We start from the raw sequence: 18973 nt of genomic DNA, 5'->3' as shown, positions 1-18973 counted from the left end.
GTCAGTGCCCCATTCCGAGTCCGCCGTCGACGGGGATCACGGCCCCGGTGATGTAGGAGGCGTCGTCGCTGGTCAGGAAGCGCACGACGCGCGCGATCTCCTCGGGCGCGGCCTGCCGCCCGAGCGGGATGTTGGAGACGATGGCCTCGTGGTCGAGCTCGGCGGTCATGTCGGTGTTGACGAAGCCGGGCGAGACGACGTTGACGGTGATGTTGCGCGAGCCGTATTCGCGGGCCAGCGAGCGGGCGAACCCGACCAGGCCCGCCTTGGAGGCGGCGTAGTTGGCCTGGCCGGCCTGGCCGCTGAGGCCGACGACGGAGGAGATGAGAACGATGCGGCCGCGCTTGAGCCGCATCATGGGCCTGATGGCCCGCTTGGCCACGCGGTAGGCGCCGGTGAGGTTGGCGTCGATGACCTCGGTGAAGGTCTCCTCCTTCATCATGGCCAGCAGCGTGTCCTTGGTGATGCCGGCGTTGGAGACCAGCACCTCGACCGGGCCGTGCTCGGCCTCGACCTTGTCGAAGGCGGCCTCGACGTCGGCGGTGCTGGTGACGTCGCAGCGCACGCCGAACAGGCCCTCGGGCGGCTCACCCGATCGATAGGTGACCGCGACGGCGTCGCCTGCCGCGGCGAGTTCACGGGCGATCGCGAGGCCTATGCCGCGATTGCCCCCGGTGACGAGTACAGAGCGTGCCATGACACCTGACGCTATCCCCTACCGGCGGGTATCCGCTTGTCCGGGTGGCACAAGATCACAGGGTTAGGATCGTGGACATGCGCCAGATCGATCCCGATTTCCTGGAGCTGCCGTTGCGGCAGCTCGCGGACGCCGCTCTGCAACGCGCTCGCGACCTCGGCGCCGAGCACGCCGACTTCCGGCTCGAACGCGTCAGGGCAGAGTCGCTCAACCTCTATGACGCCCGGCTCGAAGGCGCCATGGACGCCGACGACCTGGGCTACGCGGTGCGCGTGGTCAAGGGCGGCACCTGGGGCTTCGCCTCCGGCATCCGCCTGACGCCCGAGGCCGCCGCCGTGGTGGCCGAGCAGGCGGTGCGCGTGGCGGAGGTGAGCGCCCCGATCAACAGGGAGCCCATCGAGCTGGCGCCCGAGCCGGTGCACTCCGGCGCGGTGTGGGTGTCCGACTACGAGATCGACCCGTTCGAGGTGGCCGCGTCCGACAAGGTGAGCCTGCTGGCCGACTGGTCGGCCGGGCTGCTCAAGGGCGCCGACCACGTCTCGGCGCGGCTGCTGCAGGTCAAGGAGCAGAAGTTCTACGCCGACACCGCCGGCACCTCGACCACCCAGCAGCGGGTGCGGATCCATCCCCGGTTCAACGCCATGAAGGCGGCGGGCGGCGGCTTCGACGACATGTCCACGATCGCGCCGCCGGTCGGCCGCGGCTACGAATACCTGACCGGCTCCCATTGGGACTGGCAGGGCGAGCTGGCCAGGCTGCCCGAGCTGCTGGCCGAGAAGCTGGCCGCGCCGTCCGTCGAGGCCGGCGCATACGACCTGGTCATCGACCCGTCCAACCTGTGGCTGACGATCCACGAGTCGATCGGCCACGCCACCGAGCTCGACCGGGCGCTCGGCTACGAGGCCGCCTACGCCGGCACCAGCTTCGCCACGTTCGACCAGCTCGGCGAGCTGGTCTACGGCTCACCCGTGATGAACGTGACCGGCGACCGCACCGTCGCCCACGGCCTGTCCACGGTCGGCTACGACGACGAGGGCGTGCAGGCGCAGAGCTTCGACATCATCAAGGACGGCGTGCTGGTCGGCTACCAGCTCGACCGGCGCATGGCGCTGATGAAGGGGCTCGGGCGCTCCAACGGCTGCGCGTTCGCCGACTCGCCCGGCCACATGCCGATCCAGCGCATGGCGAACGTCTCGCTCGTCCCCGCTCCGGGCGGGCCGTCGACCGACGAGCTGATCGCGGGCGTCGAGCGGGGCATCTACCTCGTCGGCGACAAGAGCTGGTCGATCGACATGCAGCGCTACAACTTCCAGTTCACGGCCCAGCGGGCCTACCGCATCACCGGCGGCCGGCTGGACGGGCAGGTCAAGGACTTCGCCTACCAGGCCACGACCACCGACTTCTGGCAGTCGATGGAGGCGGTCGGCGGGCCGGAGACCTACGTGCTCGGCGGCGCGTTCAACTGCGGCAAGGGCCAGCCGGGGCAGGTCGCGCCGGTCAGCCACGGGTGCCCGTCGGCGCTGTTCCGCGGCGTACGAATCCTCAACACGGTGCAGGAGGGCGGGAAGTGACGCCTCAGGAGATGGTGGAGAGGGCGCTGGAGCTCTCCCGTAACGACGACTGCGTGGTGCTGGTCGACGAGGGCTCCACCGCCAACCTGCGCTTCGCGGGCAACACGCTGACCACCAACGGCGTCGCCCGCTCGTCCCGGCTGACCGTCATCTCGATCTCCGGTCAGCAGGTCGGCGTGGTGTCGCGGGCGGCCGTACGCGACGAGCAGCTGCCCGACGTGGTGGCGGCGGCCGACGCGGCGGCGCGCGATGCCCAGCCGGCCGAGGACGCCAGGCCGCTGGTCGAGGCCGGCCCCACGGCGCCGCACTGGGGCGAGGAGGTGCGGCCGACCGACATCGAGGTGTTCGGGCGGTTCACCCCCGCGCTCGGTGAGGCGTTCGCGACGGCGGAGGCGGGCGGCAGGCGGCTGTACGGGTTCGCCGAGCACAAGATGACCTCCACGTTCCTCGGCACGTCCGCCGGGGTGCGGCTGCGCCACGACCAGCCGACCGGGCGGCTGGAGGTCAACGCCAAGTCCGCCGATCTCAAGCGGTCGGCGTGGACGGGCGTGTCCACCGAGGACTTCACCGACGTCGACGTCTCGGCGCTCGGCGCGTCGCTGGCGCAGCGGCTCGAATGGGCGAAGAACCGCGTCGACCTGCCCGCGGGCCGTTACGAGACGCTGCTGCCGCCGAGCGCGGTGGCCGACCTGATGATCTACATGTTCTGGTCGTCGGGAGCGCGTGACGCGCTCGACGGACGCACGGTGTTCTCCAAGCCGGGCGGCGGCACCCGCGTCGGCGAGCAGTTCGCCAGGCTGCCCGTCACGCTGACGAGCGACCCCGCGGCGCCCGGCATCGCGTGCGCGCCGTTCGTGACGGCCCACCGGTCCAGCCGGGAGAGCTCGGTGTTCGACAACGGGCTGCCGCTGTCGCGTACCGACTGGATCAAGGACGGGCGGCTGGAGGCGCTGCTGCAGACCCGCCACTCGGCCGAGCTGAGCGGGCTGCCGGTGACGCCCTCCATCGACAACCTGATCATGGCGGGGCCCGGCGAGGCCTCCATCGACGACATGATCGCCTCGACCCAGCGGGGGCTCCTGGTCACCTGCCTGTGGTACATCCGCGAGGTCGATCCCCAGTCGCTGCTGCTGACCGGGCTGACCCGCGACGGGGTCTACCTGGTCGAGCACGGGGAGGTCGTGGGCGAGGTCAACAACTTCCGCTTCAACGAGAGCCCCGTCGACCTGCTCGGCCGGATGACCGAGGTGGGTGCTGGACAGCGGACGCTGCCCCGGGAGTGGAACGACTACTTCCAGCGGACGGTCATGCCGGCGGTACGCGTGCCCGACTTCAACATGTCCACGGTCAGCCAGGCGAGCTGACCCCCCAGCGGCCCTGGTCCCCCGCTCATCGCGGGAGACCAGGGCCGCTTCGCGCCCGGAGGTCACACGCCCGGATCGTCTCCAGCCCGGCCGCTTGAGCCCGGCCGCTTCGGGCCCAGCCCCTTCGGGCCCGGCCGCCTCATGTCCTGGCCTTCTTCTCACCGCGGCCGGCTGGGCCGCCGTGAGGCGCTTGTGCGGCCGTTTCGGCGCCCTCTCGGGGCCTGAACGGCCTCCGGGGCTTTGCGTGGGTCTCGTGCCGGCTCAGGCGTCTTCGAGGCGGAAGCCGACCTTCATGCCGACCTGGAAGTGAGCGACCTCTCCCGCGTCGAGGTGCCCTCTGATCTCCGTCACCTCGAACCAGTCGAGGTGCCGCAGGGTCTCGGAGGCCCGCCTGAGGCCGTTGCGGATGGCCTGGTCGACGCTCTCCCCTGAGGTGCCGACGATCTCGGTCACGCGGTACGTGCGATCCGTCATCTCCACATCCTCCTTACTAGAAGGCCATGGTCGCATGACCCCCGCTCCCTGCCGGGGCGCGGTAGTGAGCTCGGCATGGCGGGACTACCGTGGAAGGTATGAAGGGGTGGCGCAGGAAACCGGAAGTCCACCAGGTCACCGACGCCAAGCCGTCGCTGTCGGCCGACATACACAAGCGCGAGATCAGCTACCTGATCAAGATGGGGATCCGCACGATCTGCCTGATCCTGGCGGTCGTGGTGCCGGTGCCGTGGCCGTACCGGCTGCTGTTCATCGCAGGCGCGGTCTTTTTGCCATACATAGCGGTAATCGGGGCCAATGAGAGGGGGAACCCTGGTCCGCCGCCTACCTTTCAGTCCCCGGAGGCTAACCAAACCGAGATACCGCTGCATCGACGCGAGATCGGGTCGTGACTAAGTCTTGACGCATCCCATGGGTTGTAGGTGTACGCTTTAGCCAAGCGCTCCGGTCCCCCGTCGGAGTGCTGGTGCCGGCGTTCCGGGCCCCCGTCGGAACGCCGATGAAGCGACGCCGGGTGGTTTGCCCCCGTAACCACCCGGCGTCGCCCTTTTCCCGGTTAGTGGTGGATCAACGCTCGCCATCGCCCCGAGTTCGATAGGGCGGCTTTCCCGAAATCGTTTACACTCGCTCCCTCCCCGTTATTCACAGGAAATCTTCAGGGAAGGGACGAGCTTGACTTCAAGAGTTCGTTCGAGTGTCAGTCGTCGGTCAGGGTCTCCTCGGTAGCGCGGCTCCAGTTCTTCGCCAATGTGGTCAGTCTGGCCACAGCGTCCTCAGGAGCCGTGCCGGCACCCTGGGCGAGCCCCAGCAGGTACGCCGTGAGCGGCGCGGCGGGCCTCGCCACCCCGTGGGCGACCTCCTTGGTGAGGTCGAGGATCTGGTCGCGGTCCACGCGGGCCGGGTCGACGCCCAGCTCCTTGCAGGCCAGGATGGTCCATTCGTGCAGTACGTTCATGCGAGCCTCCTCCAGGTCGTCCATTGTGTCGCAGTCGAACCAGGGGCGCCCTGGCAAGGTGAGCCGGACGCGTACGAGGGGGGCGAGCAGGCCCCTGAGTGAGCGGCCGTCGTAAGCGGCGAGCCCGGTCTTCAGCCCGTCCGCCGGCCACGCGCCGGCCAGCCACTGCTCCCGCCCGCCGTCATCCAGGAGTACGGCGCCGCCGCCCGCCTCGCGGGCGGCCCGAAGGAGCGCGGCGACGTGGCCCGCCCCCATGAACGGCAGGTCACCCGCCAGCACCATCACCCAGCCGGACGTCACGTGCGGCAGCGCGGCGGCGAGCGCGGGCACGGGTCCGCTCCCCGGCGGCTCCTCACGGACGTAGACCACACCGGGCACGGGCCGCCGCTCCGGGCCCGCGACGACGATGGCGCCGGCGCCGGAGACGGCCGCGATGACGTGCTCGACGAGCGGCCTGCCGCCCACGGTGAGCGCCGGTTTGTCCGCTCCGCCCAGCCGCCTGGCCCGCCCTCCGGCCAGGATCACCGCGTCGAACCCCGCGTCGAACCCCGCGCCGAACCCCGCGCCAGGGAGCGACGGGGCAGGGTCGTCAGCCACCGATGGCGGACATGGGGCGGGCCGGCTGGAGGAAGGTGGGGTCGTCGATGCCGTGGCCGGCGCGCTTGCGTGCCACGGCGGCCAGCCAGCGCTCGGCCAGCTCGTCGTCGGAGGCCCCCGCGCGCATCGCGGTCTTCAGGTCGGACTCCTCGGTGGCGAACAGGCAGTTGCGCACCTGGCCGTCGGCGGTGAGCCTGACCCGGTCGCAGGCGCCGCAGAACGGCCGCGTCACCGAGCCGATCACGCCGACCCTGTCGGGGCCGCCGTCCACGAGGAACCGCTCGGCCGGGGCGCTGCCGCGCTCTTCGAGGTCGTCGGGGGTGAGGTCGAACGCGTCGGACAGCAGCCCCAGGATCTCGTCGGCGGTCACCATGTCGGCGCGGCTCCAGCCGTGCTGGGCGTCGAGCGGCATCTGCTCGATGAAGCGCAGCTCGTAGCCCTGGTCGAGGGCCCAGCGCAGCAGCGGCACCGCCTCGTGGTCGTTGATGCCGCGCATCAGCACGGCGTTGATCTTGACGGGGCGCAGCCCGGCGGCGTCGGCGGCGGCCAGTCCCGCGATGACGTCGGCGTGCCTGTCGCGGTGGGCGAGCCGCTTGAACGTGCCGGGGTCGAGGGTGTCGAGCGAGACGTTGACCCGGTCGAGCCCGGCGGCGGCCAGCGGCTCGGCCAGGCGGGCCAGCCCGATGCCGTTGCTGGTCAGCGAGACCTGCGGGCGGGGGCTGAGCACGGTGGTGCGGGCGACGATGTCGACGAGTTCGCGGCGCAGGAGTGGCTCGCCGCCGGTGTAGCGGACCTCGGTGATGCCGAGGCGTTCGACGCCGATGGTGACCAGGCGGACGATCTCGTCGGCGGTGAGGAGCTCGGGCTTCGGGAGCCAGTCGAGGCCCTCGGGCGGCATGCAGTATGTGCAGCGCAGGTTGCATTTGTCGGTGAGGGACACCCTCAGATCCGTCGCCACCCGTCCGAACGAGTCTCGCAACACGGGGCGTCACCTCCTGTTCGTGTGCCCGGATCGCCAGCCTACGTCGGCCTTACGCCGGGCCGGAAATCCCCTGGTTTGTGCCTCGATAACACATTGTTCCCTAGATCGATTCCACGCTCACGTCCAAGGTTGCGGGGGTTCGCCCGGAGATGACGAACGCCCGGCCGGTGCGGCCGGGCGTTCACCGAGATGTGACTAGTGGTGGTGGCGGCGGCCGATGACCTTCACCCAGTCCTTGCCCTCGGACGGAGCCAGGTGCCTGCTGCCCTCGAACACCGCGCGCCAGGTGCCCGAGGAACGGGCCGGGACCTTGAGCGCGAAGTGGCCGTTGCCGCGCGTGCGCACGGTGTCGACGTGCTCCCAGCGGCCGCTGCCGGCCGGCTGGAAGAGGATGACGACCCGCTTCCAGGCCAGGCGGTGCCAGGTCTCCTGCTTCTTGCAACGGTCGGAGTGGATCACCGACACGAAGCCCTTGATGTAGTCCTCCTCGCACTGGACCGAGAGCTTGCCCCCGATGTACAGGGGGCGGCCCCGGAACGCGGGCTCGGGGTTCACGTCGAGCTGGAGGCTGGTGTGGCCGCCCGCGACATCCGGGTCGAGGCCCGGGTCCGCGAGCGCGGGCGTGGCGGCGGAGGTCGCCACCACCGTCGCGCCCATGGCAGCAGCCGCCAGGCCGGCGGCTAGACGTCGCATCTTCAAGACAACATTCCTTCCCCGTTTGCGAGACGGCCCCCGAAGCGGGGCACATCACCGCCAATAGACGCGCATGGGGAAGAAAAAGTTGCAGTAAAGCCGATCACGAATCGGCAACGACGCGTTTGCGCACGTCCATTACCGGAACGGCCTACTGTGCGATTTGGTGCGCTTTTGAAGTGTCTGGTGCGTAATGTCCAGTTCCGGTGTAGCGGACGCGCCAATAACCACCGGTACGCCCCTGCACCGTCTGGACGAACGCGCCGGACGCGTCCGTCGTCGCCTGGCCCGCCTTCTCCCAGGCCGAGGTGGTGTCGGGACGCCAGAGGATCTCCAGGCGCTGCTTGGCGAACGGGCCGTAGTCGGTCAGGCCGCGCGGATCGACCCTGGTGAGCGAGCCGCGCAGGCGCACGCCGTCGCCGCGGGCCGACTTCTCCGCCCGTACGGACGACAGCCTGCTCTCCCGCTTGAGCTCGAACGAGGCGTACTGGACGGCCGTCTTCCCGTCCTTGCCCTTGGCCGTGGCGGTGATCGTCCAGGTGCCGGCCGGGTAGTAGCGGTTCAGGCGCTTGTCCGGCAGGAAGCGCCACGTCTCCCAGCCGTCGGCCATCCGGGCGGGCGGCACCGGGATGCGGCGCCACACCAGCCGGGGCGGGATCACCTCGCCGGTCTGGGGCTGGACGCCGACCTTGGGCGCCGTCACCCCGACCTGGACCGGCTGCGGGTTCATGACGTGCTGCTGGGACGCGGGCTGCTGGGCGGGCGGCCGCACGCCGGCCTGCGCGGTCGCGGGCGTCTGGGTGGCGCGGGCCGGGGTGATCGCGTGCTGCTGGGCGGGCTGCCGGCCGGGCGCGAGGGCGGGAGGAGCCTTCACCGGGACCTGGGCGTCGGCCTGGGCGCCAGGCTGAGTGCCGGTTTGGGTGCCGGTTTGAGTGCCGGCCTGCGCGTCGGACCGCGCGGGGCTCTGGGCGTCGGACTGGGCTGTGCCCTGAGCCGCTTCTTGAGCCGCTTCCTGGGTCTCCTCCTGCGCCTCCTGCTGAGGCGGCTGCTGAGGCGGCTGCTGGACCGCCTCCTCGGGCTCGTCCTGCTCCGGGGTCTCGGTGTCGCCGGGTGGTGTGACCGGGGTGCCGGTCTGGGCGGGAGGCGCCGGGTTCTGGGGGGCGGTGACGGGTGGGGTGGCGGGACGTGGCTGCGGGGCGCCGGCCGGTGGGGCGCCGGGTTCGACCTTGACGGTGACGCCGTCCTTACCCCGCACCCCTCTGGCGATCACGTCGATCACCAGCCGGACGGAGCCGTGCGCCCCGACCACCGGTTGCGCGGGTCGTACGGTGATGGCACGGATGGCGGGCTCGGTCGCGGCGGAGGCAGCCGGTGCGGGCACCGTGAGCGACCCCGCCGCGAGCGAGACGAGAAGAAGGCTTCGGCTTGTGGTCATGATCGAGACGGTAGGAACCGGCCGGTAATGGGCACAGCCACAACACACGCCCCGAATGGCAAAGCCAGGATCAGCCTGAATAGAGCCCTTCGATGATGTCGGCGTACTTCGAGTGGATGATCCGCCTCTTCAGTTTGAGGCTCGGGGTGAGCTCCTCGGTCTCGGCCGTCCATTCCACGCCGAGCAGTGCCCATTTCTTCACCTGCTGCACGCGGGCCAGTTTCTCGTTGGCCGCGCGTACCGCCTCCTCCACCTCTTTGAGCACCTCGGGGTGCTCGGCCAGCTCGGCGAGCGAGCCGAAGGTGACGCCGCGCGACTGCGCCCAGCCTGGCGCGGTCTCGGCGTCGAGCGTGAGGATGGCGACGGTGTGCGGGCGCCGGTCGCCGTAGGCGAGCGCCTGGCCGATGAGGAGGTGCTGCTTGAGGTGGTTCTCGATCTCGGCGGGTGAGATGTTCTCGCCGCCCGCGGTGATGATCAGCTCTTTCTTGCGGTCGACGACGCGGTAGAAGCCGTCCTCGTCCACGGCGCCGATGTCGCCGGTGTGCAGCCAGCCGTCGGCGTCGATGAACCCGGCGGTGGCCTCGGGCCTGTTGAGGTAGCCGGCGGTGTTGAGCGGGCTGCGGGTGAGGATCTCGCCGTCCTCGGCGATGCGGACCTCGACGCCCGGCTCGGCCATGCCGACGCTGCCGAGGCGGTAGCAGGCGGGGCTGTTGCCGGTGAAGGCGCCGGTGGTCTCGGTCATGCCGTACACGTCGATGACCTTGAGGCCGAGACCGGCGTAGAAGTGGCGTACCTCGTCGGCTAAGGGGGCGGCGCCGGTGGCGGTCCACTCGGCGCGGTCGAAGCCGATCAGGCCGCGGATGACGGACAGCAGGGACGCGTCGGCCTTCTCGAAAGCGGCCTGGATCTCGGGCGTCATCGTGCGGCCGTACTGGCCGGCCTCGACGTAGGCGGCCCCGGCGGCCATGGCGGCGCGTACGGCGGCCTGCTGCTCCGCGGGCTGGGTGGCGAGCACGGCCTGCAGCCTGGCCATCATCTTCTCCCACACGCGCGGCACGCCGAAGAACATCATCGGCCTGACCTGCCCGAGCGTGGTGCCGAGGTTGGCGAGGTCGGTGCAGAAGTGCACGTGGGAGACCTTCACCAGCGGCAGGTAAAGGCTGAGTATGCGCTCGGCGATGTGGGCGTAGGTGAGGTAGGAGATCTGGGTGCCGCGCTCGGGCAGCGAGGTCATCCGGTCGGTGGCGGCGACCTCGTAGAAGATGTTGGTGTGGGTGAGCGGCACGCCCTTGGGGGTGCCGGTGGTGCCTGAGGTGTAGAGCACGGTGGCGACGTCCTCGGGGGTGACCGCGCGCCAGCGGGCCTCGACGGCGCCGGGGTCGGCGGCCAGGCGTTCGCGGCCGAGGTCGAGGAAGGCGTCCCAGGTCATGAAGCGGTCGCCGGCGGGGGCGCCGTCCAGCATGATGATCGTGCGCAGGCCGTCGAGGTGGTCGAGCACGGGCTCCCAGCGGGCCAGCTCGGCGGGGCCGCCGAGCACGGCGTAGCGGGCGCCGACGTCGCCGGCCACGAACGCGATCTGGTCGGGCGCGAACGTCGAGTAGATCGTGCAGCCCACCCCGCCGGCGTGCACGGCGCCCAGGTCGGCCAGCACGTGCTCGCTGCGGTTGACCATCATGAGCGCCACCGACTCCCCCGGCCGCAGGCCGAGCGCGGCGAAACCGGCGGCGATCTCCAGCACCCGTGTGCGGGCCTCGGCGTAGGTGAGCGTGCGCCAGCCGTCCCCTTCCGGGTCGGAGTAGGCGGGCGCGTCGTCATGCTGCTCGGCAGCCTTCGCGAGCTGCTCGCAGACGGTACGGCCGGCGATCTCTCGCAGGATCTCGGCCCGGACGTCAAGGACTTCGGCCATGGCACCCGCCTCCTGTCAGTAATCACTTATGCGAGTGGCATGCATCGCACCACAGCGCGCGGGTACCGGCAAGAGCTTGCGGAGAAAGATCCGTGTTGTTCACGTACAGTGATCGTAAGAATGCGCATGGTGCATGGGGGGCCCGCGTGAGTAACGGTGGCGGCAGGACGTTCTTCGGGCATCCGTGGGGGCTGGCCACGCTGTTCTGCACCGAGATGTGGGAGCGCTTCTCCTGGTACGGCCTGCGCGCGATCCTGGCCACGTTCATGGCCGCATCGCCCGCCCACCAGGGGCTGGGCCTGTCGCAGGAGACGGCGCAGGCGGTCGTCGGCGTCTACGGCGCGCTCATCTACCTGGTGGCGCTGCCCGGCGGCTGGGTCGCCGACCGCATCCTGGGGGCGCGCCGGTCGGTGTTCTGGGGCGGGTTCGTCATCATGCTGGGGCACATCAGCATGGCGATCCCGGTGACGACGCCGTTCTTCGTCTGGCTGGGCCTGCTGCTCATCATCACGGGCACCGGCCTGCTCAAGCCGAACATCTCGGTCATGGTGGGCCGGCTCTATCCCGAGGGCGACGACGCGCGCAGGGACTCCGGCTTCTCGCTGTTCTACCTGGGCATCAATCTGGGCGCGTTCTTCGCCCCGATCGTCGTGGGCTGGCTGGCCGCGGGCGACCGCTGGCATCTCGGGTTCGGCGCGGCGGCGGTCGGCATGGCGCTGGGCCTGGTGCAGTACGTGTGGGGCGGCAAGAGCCTGCGCGGCGTCGGCGAGCGGCCCGGCCTGCGCCTGACCCGGCGCGAGCGGCGCCGCTTCACCGGCATCGCGCTCGCCGCCGTGGCGCTCGTCGCGGTCGCGCTGGGCGTGTGGGCGGCGACGGGGACGCTGACGATCGACCGGCTCACGGTGGTGATCACCGTGCTCATCCTGATCGTGCCGATCGTCTACTTCGCCTACATCCTGCTCGGCAGCCACAACCTGACCGAGGACGAGCGGATCAGGATGAAGGCCTACATCTGGCTGTTCGTGGCGGCCGCGGTGTTCTGGATGATCTACGACCTGGCGCCCAGCAAGCTGCTGTTCTTCGCCGCCGACCACACCGACCTGTCGCTGTTCGGGCTGCCGATCCAGGCGGCCACCACGCAGTCGTTCAACCCGCTGTTCATCATGATCTTCGTGCCGGTGTTCGCGGCGCTGTGGCTGAAGCTGGGCACGCGGGTGAGCACGCCGCAGAAGTTCGCGTTCGCGCTGGTCATGGTGGGGCTGAGCTTCGTGGTGATGGCGCTCGCGGCGGCGCTGGCGGGCACCGGCAGGGTGTCGGTGTGGTGGCTGGTGCTGGTCTATCTGGTGCAGGTGTTCGGCGAGCTGTCGCTGAGCCCGGTCGGGCTGTCGGTGACGACGAAGCTGGCGCCCGAGGCGTTCAAGGGGCAGATGCTGGGCGTGTGGTTCATCGCGACGTCGGTGGGCGACGCCGTCGGCGGGCAGACCGGGCGCCTCGGCCGGGTGCTGTCGGATCCGGCCTATTACCTGGTGCTGGCGGCGATGGCGATCGTGGCGGGGGCGGCGCTGTTCATGTTCACGAAGAAGCTGCGGGTGATGATGGCCGAGCACCACGATCCGGCCATGCGGTAGACATTCCCAACGTGTCCGAACTTCTCGACCTGGCCGGAATCTTCGTCTTCGCGCTGTCGGGCGCGCTCATGGGCGTGCGCAAACGTCTCGACGTGGTCGGCATGGCGGTGCTGGCGGAGATCACCGCGCTGGGCGGCGGCCTCGTCCGCGACCTCATCCTGAACGTGCGTCCCGCCGCCTTCCAGAGCCTCGGCTACGTGCTGGTGCCGCTGGCCGCCACAGTGATCGTCTTCTTCTGGCATCCGCACGTCGCCAGGGTGATGCCGGCCATCCTGGTGCTGGACGCGGCCGGGCTCGGGCTGTTCTGCGCGGTCGGCACGGCCAAGGCCATGGAGTACGGACTCAGCCCGCTGCACGCCTCGCTGCTCGGCGTAACCTCGGCGGTCGGCGGCGGCATGCTGCGCGACGTGCTGGCGGGGGAGATCCCGACCCTGCTGTACGACCGCCAGCTCTACGCCGTGCCGGCCCTGGTGGGGTCCGCGGCGATGGCGGGGCTGGCGTCGTACGGGCTGCACGGCTGGCCGGCCACGCTGGCGGCGGCGGTGCTGGCGTTCGGGCTGCGGATCGCCGCGATGCGGCGCAACTGGCGGGCGCCGCTGGCCAGGGGCGTCGGCGAGTGAGCCTCAGACCATCCCGATGAGCGAGTCGCCCGGCCTGGGGGCGGCCAGCGGCCCGTGGTCGAGCGCGGCGCGCAGCCGGACGACGGCGTCCTCCAGCACCTGGGCCGGCTGGGTGAACGGCAGCCGCAGGTAGTTCTCCAGCGTGCCGTCCAGGCCGAACCACGGCCCTGGGGCCAGGCGCAGCCCGTGGTAGGCGGCGGCCTCGGCGAGCGCGGCCGAGCCGGTGCCTGCTGCCAGGCGTACCCAGAGGGTGCCGCCGCCCCTGGGCGGCTCGAACGTCCACTCGGGCAGGTGCTCGCGCAACCCCGCGATCAGCGCCGCGCGGGAGGTGCGCAGCGCGCGGCGGCGCTCGGCGCGCGTCTCCTCCAGCCGGTCGAACAGCCGCGCCACGACGAGCTGCTCCAGCACGGGGCTGGCCAGGTCGACCGACGCGCGGAACGTGGCCAGCCGGCGGATCAGCGCGGCACCCGCGCGCACCCAGCCGATGCGCAGCCCGCCCCACCACAGCTTGGACGCCGACCCGACGCTGATCACCCGGCCGTCGGTGTCGAAGGCGGCCATCGGTGAGGTGTGCGGCACCTCGTCCAGCGCCAGCTCGGCCCAGGTCTCGTCCACCAGCAGCGTGGTGCCGGCCCGGCGGGCGGCACCGGTGATCGCGGCGCGCACGGGGTCCTCCATGAGCGCGCCCGTCGGGTTCTGGAAGTCCGGCATCAGGTACGCCAGCCGCGCCGCCGACTGGCACATCGCCCCCGCCACCAGGTCCTGCTCCCAGCCCTCGTGCGAGACGCCGACCGGGACGATGCGGGCGCCGCGCCGCCTGGCGGTGTCGATGGCGTGCGGGTAGGTGGGCGACTCCACCAGCACCGGGTCGCCGGGCCCGGCCAGCAGTCCGAAGACGAGCTGCAGCGCGTGCTGGGAGCCGGTGGTGACGAGGATCTGCTCGGGCCTGGTGGCCACGCCCCGCGCGGTGTAGCGGGCGGCGATGCGCTCCCTGAGCGCGGGCAGTCCCATGGGGTCGTAGCCGTTGCCCATGCCGTAGCGGGGCAGGTCGGCCACCGCCTCGGTCATGGCCTCGGTGAGCGCGCAGGGGGCGGGCGGCGCGGCGGCGTGCAGCTGCACGAGGCCGTCGCCGTCGGTGCTGAGCCACGGGTTGTCGGCGGTGGTGGCCGGGTCGGGCAGCGCGGTCCAGCTGCCCGAACCCTGCCTGCTCTCCAGGTAGCCGCGCTCGCGCAGCAGGTCGTACGCCGCGGTGACGGTGGTCCTGCTGACCTTGAGCGTCTCGGCCAGGTGGCGCTCGGCGGGCATGCGGACGCGGATGGGGATCTGGCCGTCGAGGATGAGGGCGCGTACGCGGTCGGCGAGGGCGCGGTAGTAGGGGCGGGCGCCGGGATCGAGACCGGCGAGGCGGGCCACTTGCGTGGCGGACAGGTGCCGCATAAGGCCACTTTCCGCTATTGGCCCTGTTATGTGCAAGGGGATGCCTGCCACTGTGGAGCCGCTATGAGTGAAACCACCGTCCCACGGCCGCGCTCCTTCCCGGTGCGCCTCCTCCGCCTCTACGGCGGGCTCGCGATGTACGGCCTCGGCCTCGCCCTGCAGGTCGAGTCGGGTCTCGGCAACGGCCCTTGGGACGTCTTCCACCAGGGCGTCGCCCTGAAGCTCGGCCTGACCATCGGCACCGTCATCATCCTGGCCGGCGCGCTGGTCATGCTGCTGTGGATCCCGCTGAAGCAGAAACCCGGCCTGGGGACGATCAGCAACGTGGTGTTCGTCGGCCTGTTCGCCGACGCCGCACTCCATCTGCTGCCCACGCCCGATCTCCTCGCCGTCCAGATCGTCTACGTGGGTCTGGCGGTCGCCACCGTGGCCTTCGCCACCCTGTTCTACATCGGCGCCGGCATGGGCGCGGGCCCCCGCGACGGCCTCATGACCGGCCTGGTCCGCCTCGGCCTGTCCGTACGCGTCGCCCGGCTCGTCATCGAGGTCACCATGCTGGCCGCGGGCGCGCTGCTCGGCGGCACGGTCGGCCTGGGCACCCTGGTGTTCGCGCTGGCCATCGGCCCGCTGGTCCAGCTGTTCACCCGCTGGTTCCCCCTGACGTGATCCCGGGCGTCCCGGGCCGGACATGACGCGACATGATCGGCCCGGGCCCGGGATCACCCCGCGCCGAGTACCGTCTAGGCATGCGGATCGAGGATTACGCCCTGATCGGAGACATGCAGTCCGCCGCGCTCGTCGCGCGCGACGGTTCGATCGACTGGCTCTGCCTGCCCAGGTTCGACTCGCCCTCGTGCTTCGCGGCGCTGCTCGGCAGCGAGCGCAACGGGCACTGGTGGCTCGGGCCGACCGGGCGCAGACCGGCCACCCGGCGCCGCTACCGCCCCGACACGCTCATCCTGGAGAGCGAGTGGGACACCCCCACGGGCACCGTCCGGGTGATCGACTTCATGCCGCCGCGCGACCGCAACCCCGACGTCGTCCGCATCGTCGAGGGCGTCTCCGGCAGCGTCGAGATGTCCACCCAGCTGCGCGTGCGCTTCGACTACGGCCGCATCGTGCCCTGGGTGCGCCGCACCAACGGCCACCTCCAGGCCATCGGCGGCCCCGACTCCGTGTGGCTGCACTCCCCCGTGCCGCTCAAGGGCGGCGACTACGCCCACCGGGCCACGTTCACCGTCAACGAGGGCGACCGGCTGCCGTTCGTGTTCACCTGGCACCCTTCCCACGAGCCGATGCCGCCGCAGATCGAGTGCGAGAACCAGCTCGGCGAGACCGAGGCGTTCTGGGCCGAGTGGGTGGCGAAGTGCACCTACGAGGGGCCGTACCGCGAGGCCGTGGTCCGGTCGCTGATCACGCTGAAGGGGCTGACGTACGCGCCGACCGGCGGCATCGTCGCCGCGCCCACCACGTCGCTGCCCGAGGACCTCGGCGGGGTGCGCAACTGGGACTACCGCTTCTGCTGGCTGCGCGACGCGACGCTGACGCTCGACGCGCTCATCAGCTCCGGCTACCTCGAAGAGGCCGCCGACTGGCGCGGCTGGCTGCTGCGCGCCATCGCCGGCCGCCCCCAGGACCTCCAGATCATGTACGGCGTCGCCGGCGAGCGCCGCCTGCCCGAGCTGATGCTCGACTGGCTCGACGGCTACGAGGGCTCCCGCCCCGTCCGCATCGGCAACGAGGCGGTCAAGCAGCTCCAGCTCGACGTCTACGGCGAGGTGATGAACTGCCTGTTCACCGCCCGCACCCGCGGCCTGTGGCCGGACGACCGGGCCTGGACGATCCAGCGCCAGCTCCTCGACTACGTGGAGGACCACTGGGACGAGCCCGACGAGGGCCTGTGGGAGGTGCGCGGCCCGCGCCGCCACTTCGTGCACTCCAAGATCATGTGCTGGGCGGCGCTCGACCGGGCCGTCAGGTACGTCGAGCAGTTCGACCGCGTCGGCCCGGTCGAGAAGTGGCGCACGCTGCGCGACGCCATCCACGCCGAGGTGTGCGACAAGGGCTTCGACGCCGAGCGCAACACCTTCACCCAGTCCTACGGCTCGTCCGAGCTCGACGCCGCGCTGCTGATGATCCCCATGGTGGGCTTCCTGCCCGTCGACGACCCCAGAGTCGCGGGCACGGTCGCGGCCATCGAGAAGGAGCTGATGGCCGACGGCTTCGTGCTGCGCTACCCGCTGGCCGCCGACAACGACGTGGACGGCCTGCCCGGCGGCGAGGGCGCGTTCCTCGCGTGCAGCTTCTGGCTGGTCGAGGTGATGGCCATGCAGGGGCGCAAGGAGGAGGCGAAGGAGCTGTTCGAGCGGCTGCTGACGCTGCGCAACGACGTGGGGCTGCTCGCGGAGGAGTACGACCCCCGCTACGGACGGCTGGTCGGCAACTTCCCGCAGGCCTTCAGCCACGTTCCCCTGGTGCACGCGGCCCGCGCGCTGTCCTGATCCCTCACAAGCCGGTGCGGCGGCGTTCGCTCACGGGCCCGTGAGGCGGCGTTCGCCCTCCGTCGTGAGCACGAAGACCTGCCAGGCGTAATAGGCGTAGTAGGCGCGCGGGTCGCGCTTGATCTGGCGGGCGTGCAGCAGGATCGCGTTCACGTACGCCTGCGACGGGTTGTAGGCGTGCAGGGCCCTGCGGTAGTCGCGCGGGGCGCCGGTGGCCTTGAGGTAGTTGGCGGCGCCCATGACGGCGTCGCGCGGGTCCTGCACGTCGCCGCCCAGCCCGTACGCCTTCCAGGTGGCCGGCATGAACTGCATCGGCCCCTGCGCCCCCGCGTGGCTGTCCGACCGCACCCGGCCGAACTTCGTCTCCGCGAACATGACCGCCGCCAGCACCTCCCACTCGACCCCGAAGCGGCGTTCGGCCTTTTTGAAGTAGCCGAGCAGCTCGCCGGCCGGGCGGGCGTCGCGGGTCTTGAACACCGCGGACGGCTTGATCGGCCGGGTCAGGGCGAGCAGTTCGCGCAGCGCCGAGGTGTTGTCCTCGGCCTGCGCCTTGAGCTTCTTGGGCAGGCGGGCGAAGGCCTTGGAGGCGACCTCAGGGTGGCGGGCGGCCCAGCGGTAGAGGCGCTGGTGGTAGAGGGCGAGCAGCTCGACGTCCTCGGGCAGCTCGGGCTCGCCGCTCTTCGTCCACCCGTCGATGGCCTCGTTGAGCTTCTCGGTGGTCTCGCTGATCGCGGTGGCCAGGTCCGCCGCGCTCTTCGGGAGCTTCTTCCCCGGCTCGGGCAGCCGGTCGACTTCTGGCTCCTGCGTGGTGGGGGTTGCGGCGGCCGGGGACGGCTCGCTGCCCGCGCTCCGGGCCGGGGCGCCGCAGGCTGCCGTGAGCAGGAGCGCGGCGGCGGTGACGAGCGCGGGTGCCCGGCGGGGCCGGCGGCGTGCCTTCATGACTCCGGAACCTACCCCGTGTCCGGGGAGGGTGGGGGCGCTTGCGCTGTGGGAGCGCTCCCAAGAGATCGGGGATGATCGGTGTTCCTCGCGGTACTGCCCTCCGCAATGTTGCCAAAACGTTGTCCGGCGAACGCGCTGGTCAGCCCGGCCATCAGGGGCGTTCGCCGCCTGCCGGCCGGTGGAGGTGCCGGTTCCACTGGACCGCGGCGCGCCTGCCTCCCTACCCTGGAAGTTGTTGGGAGCGTTCCCACGGAGGGTTCTCGTAGCGGGCGTTCGGTCCGGTCTCAGCGTTGAGGCCGCCATGCCTGTCCGTACGAAGGATGGCGCGATGCGCGAAATGCCGCAGGGGGAGACCCCGATCCGGCACAGGAACGACGGCGGGGCGAACGGCGCCGCCTCACCGCTGTCCGACAGGCCCGGGAGGGCCGGGATGGTGGTGCTGTTCGAGGAGTGGGCGGCCAAGGCTCCGGAGCGGGCGGCGGTGGTGGACGGCGAGGGCACCGTCTCGTACGGCGAGCTCAACGCCGCCGCCGACCGCCTCGCCCGCCTCATCGAAGCCGGTCCGGGCAAGGCCGCCGGCTCTGGCGGTGGCACAGGCCCAGGCGGTGCCGCTGGTTCGGGCGGCACAGGTCCGGGCGGTGCCGCTGGTTCGGGCGGCACAGGTCCGGGCGGTGCCGCTGGTTCGGCGGCCGGTGGCACGGGTGACGTCCCTGGCGGGGCGGCCGGCGGGGTGAAGGACGGGGAGGTGGTCGCGATCGTCGCGGGGCGGACGGCCGGGACCATGGCGGGGATGCTCGCCGCGATGAAGACCGGCGCCGCCTACCTGCCGCTTGATCCGGATTATCCGGCGGCCAGGATCGAGGTGGTCCTGCGTGATTCGGGGGCCAGGACCATACTCGTTCCCGGCGGGCTGCGGGAGCGGCTGCCCGCTTTCGACGGCACCGTGCTGGAGCTGCCGGCGTTCGGGAGGGCGCGGCGGCGGGCGGCTCCTCCATCAACGGCCCTATGAACGGCCCCTTGAACGGCCCGTCAACGCCCGTCAACGCCCGTCAACGACGCTGCGCATGCTGCTGTGAACGGCTCGGCTGATCGCGAGACCTGGGTGCGCGCGGCTTCGGTCCGGCGCTGATCGGGGGCTCGGCGTATCGGG

17 protein-coding genes are annotated in these 18973 nt (G+C 71.2%); 8 read left to right on the top strand and 9 right to left on the bottom strand.

The genetic code is table 11. The features are described 5' to 3' along the window. Position 1: 1 nt before the first annotated feature. Positions 2-697 carry a beta-ketoacyl-ACP reductase gene (locus AB0K12_RS43210; protein ID WP_355429537.1) on the bottom strand — a complete coding sequence of 232 codons (696 nt, stop codon included), beginning with the start codon at positions 695-697 and terminating at the stop codon, positions 2-4. A 77-nt stretch (positions 698-774) separates the two neighbouring features. Here AB0K12_RS43210 and AB0K12_RS43205 point away from each other — a divergent pair, with 77 nt between their 5' ends. Beyond that, positions 775-2268 (top strand): TldD/PmbA family protein, encoded by a 1494-nt coding sequence (locus AB0K12_RS43205; protein ID WP_364574214.1) that lies wholly within the window; start codon positions 775-777, stop codon positions 2266-2268. Further along, on the top strand, positions 2265-3632 hold the full coding sequence (locus tag AB0K12_RS43200) for a metallopeptidase TldD-related protein (protein WP_364574212.1): 1368 nt from the start codon (positions 2265-2267) through the stop codon (positions 3630-3632). The genes AB0K12_RS43205 and AB0K12_RS43200 overlap by 4 nt, the downstream gene beginning before the upstream one ends. 261 nt (positions 3633-3893) lie before the next feature. On the opposite strand, the gene AB0K12_RS43195 is transcribed toward AB0K12_RS43200, so the two are convergent. Continuing rightward, complete coding sequence (locus AB0K12_RS43195; protein ID WP_344873910.1) at positions 3894-4106, bottom strand: dodecin; 213 nt, start codon at positions 4104-4106, stop codon at positions 3894-3896. 98 nt (positions 4107-4204) lie between these two features. Here AB0K12_RS43195 and AB0K12_RS43190 point away from each other — a divergent pair, with 98 nt between their 5' ends. Then, a complete protein-coding gene (locus AB0K12_RS43190) occupies positions 4205-4519 on the top strand; it encodes a DUF3099 domain-containing protein (protein WP_355429547.1) in 315 nt (104 codons plus the stop codon). A 305-nt stretch (positions 4520-4824) separates the two neighbouring features. Here the strand turns inward: AB0K12_RS43190 and AB0K12_RS43185 are convergent, their stop codons facing one another. From AB0K12_RS43185 to AB0K12_RS43165, 5 genes are all read right to left on the bottom strand, one after another. Further along, positions 4825-5679 (bottom strand): NTP transferase domain-containing protein, encoded by an 855-nt coding sequence (locus tag AB0K12_RS43185; RefSeq protein ID WP_364574209.1) that lies wholly within the window; start codon positions 5677-5679, stop codon positions 4825-4827. Continuing rightward, positions 5672-6661: a GTP 3',8-cyclase MoaA gene (gene moaA / locus AB0K12_RS43180; protein WP_364574207.1), complete on the bottom strand. Its 990-nt coding sequence runs from the start codon at positions 6659-6661 to the stop codon at positions 5672-5674. The genes AB0K12_RS43185 and moaA overlap by 8 nt, the downstream gene beginning before the upstream one ends. Before the next feature lie 195 nt (positions 6662-6856). Continuing rightward, entirely contained in the window at positions 6857-7360 is a 504-nt protein-coding gene (locus AB0K12_RS43175; protein WP_364574205.1) for a hypothetical protein, read from the bottom strand. A 145-nt stretch (positions 7361-7505) separates the two neighbouring features. Further along, on the bottom strand, positions 7506-8789 hold the full coding sequence (locus AB0K12_RS43170; protein WP_364574203.1) for a hypothetical protein: 1284 nt from the start codon (positions 8787-8789) through the stop codon (positions 7506-7508). 70 nt (positions 8790-8859) lie between these two features. Next, a complete protein-coding gene (locus AB0K12_RS43165) occupies positions 8860-10695 on the bottom strand; it encodes an AMP-dependent synthetase/ligase (RefSeq protein ID WP_364574201.1) in 1836 nt (611 codons plus the stop codon). Between the two features lie 146 nt (positions 10696-10841). On the opposite strand from AB0K12_RS43165, the gene AB0K12_RS43160 reads away from it, so the two are divergent. Further along, positions 10842-12323 (top strand): oligopeptide:H+ symporter, encoded by a 1482-nt coding sequence (locus AB0K12_RS43160; RefSeq protein WP_364574199.1) that lies wholly within the window; start codon positions 10842-10844, stop codon positions 12321-12323. 11 nt (positions 12324-12334) lie between these two features. Beyond that, a complete protein-coding gene (locus tag AB0K12_RS43155; protein WP_355429566.1) occupies positions 12335-12943 on the top strand; it encodes a trimeric intracellular cation channel family protein in 609 nt (202 codons plus the stop codon). Positions 12944-12946: 3 nt separating this feature from the next. Here AB0K12_RS43155 and AB0K12_RS43150 read toward each other — a convergent pair whose 3' ends face one another. Continuing rightward, on the bottom strand, positions 12947-14380 hold the full coding sequence (locus AB0K12_RS43150) for a PLP-dependent aminotransferase family protein (RefSeq protein WP_364574196.1): 1434 nt from the start codon (positions 14378-14380) through the stop codon (positions 12947-12949). Between the two features lie 63 nt (positions 14381-14443). Here AB0K12_RS43150 and AB0K12_RS43145 point away from each other — a divergent pair, with 63 nt between their 5' ends. Both AB0K12_RS43145 and AB0K12_RS43140 read left to right on the top strand, forming a co-directional pair. Then, positions 14444-15046 (top strand): hypothetical protein, encoded by a 603-nt coding sequence (locus AB0K12_RS43145; protein WP_364574194.1) that lies wholly within the window; start codon positions 14444-14446, stop codon positions 15044-15046. An 80-nt stretch (positions 15047-15126) separates the two neighbouring features. Beyond that, positions 15127-16881 (top strand): glycoside hydrolase family 15 protein, encoded by a 1755-nt coding sequence (locus AB0K12_RS43140; RefSeq protein ID WP_364574192.1) that lies wholly within the window; start codon positions 15127-15129, stop codon positions 16879-16881. A 30-nt stretch (positions 16882-16911) separates the two neighbouring features. On the opposite strand, the gene AB0K12_RS43135 is transcribed toward AB0K12_RS43140, so the two are convergent. Next, positions 16912-17820 (bottom strand): transglycosylase SLT domain-containing protein, encoded by a 909-nt coding sequence (locus AB0K12_RS43135; RefSeq protein WP_364574190.1) that lies wholly within the window; start codon positions 17818-17820, stop codon positions 16912-16914. Between the two features lie 331 nt (positions 17821-18151). Between AB0K12_RS43135 and AB0K12_RS43130 the strand changes: the two genes are divergently transcribed. Continuing rightward, the gene (locus AB0K12_RS43130) at positions 18152-18832 is read left to right on the top strand and encodes an AMP-binding protein (RefSeq protein ID WP_364574188.1); all 681 of its coding nucleotides are present in this window, start codon (positions 18152-18154) and stop codon (positions 18830-18832) included. Positions 18833-18973 lie beyond the last annotated feature (141 nt).

This window comes from Nonomuraea sp. NPDC049419 (assembly GCF_040676995.1).
Lineage (GTDB): Bacteria > Actinomycetota > Actinomycetes > Streptosporangiales > Streptosporangiaceae > Nonomuraea > Nonomuraea salmonea.
This window is presented reverse-complemented; position numbering and strand designations above follow the sequence as displayed.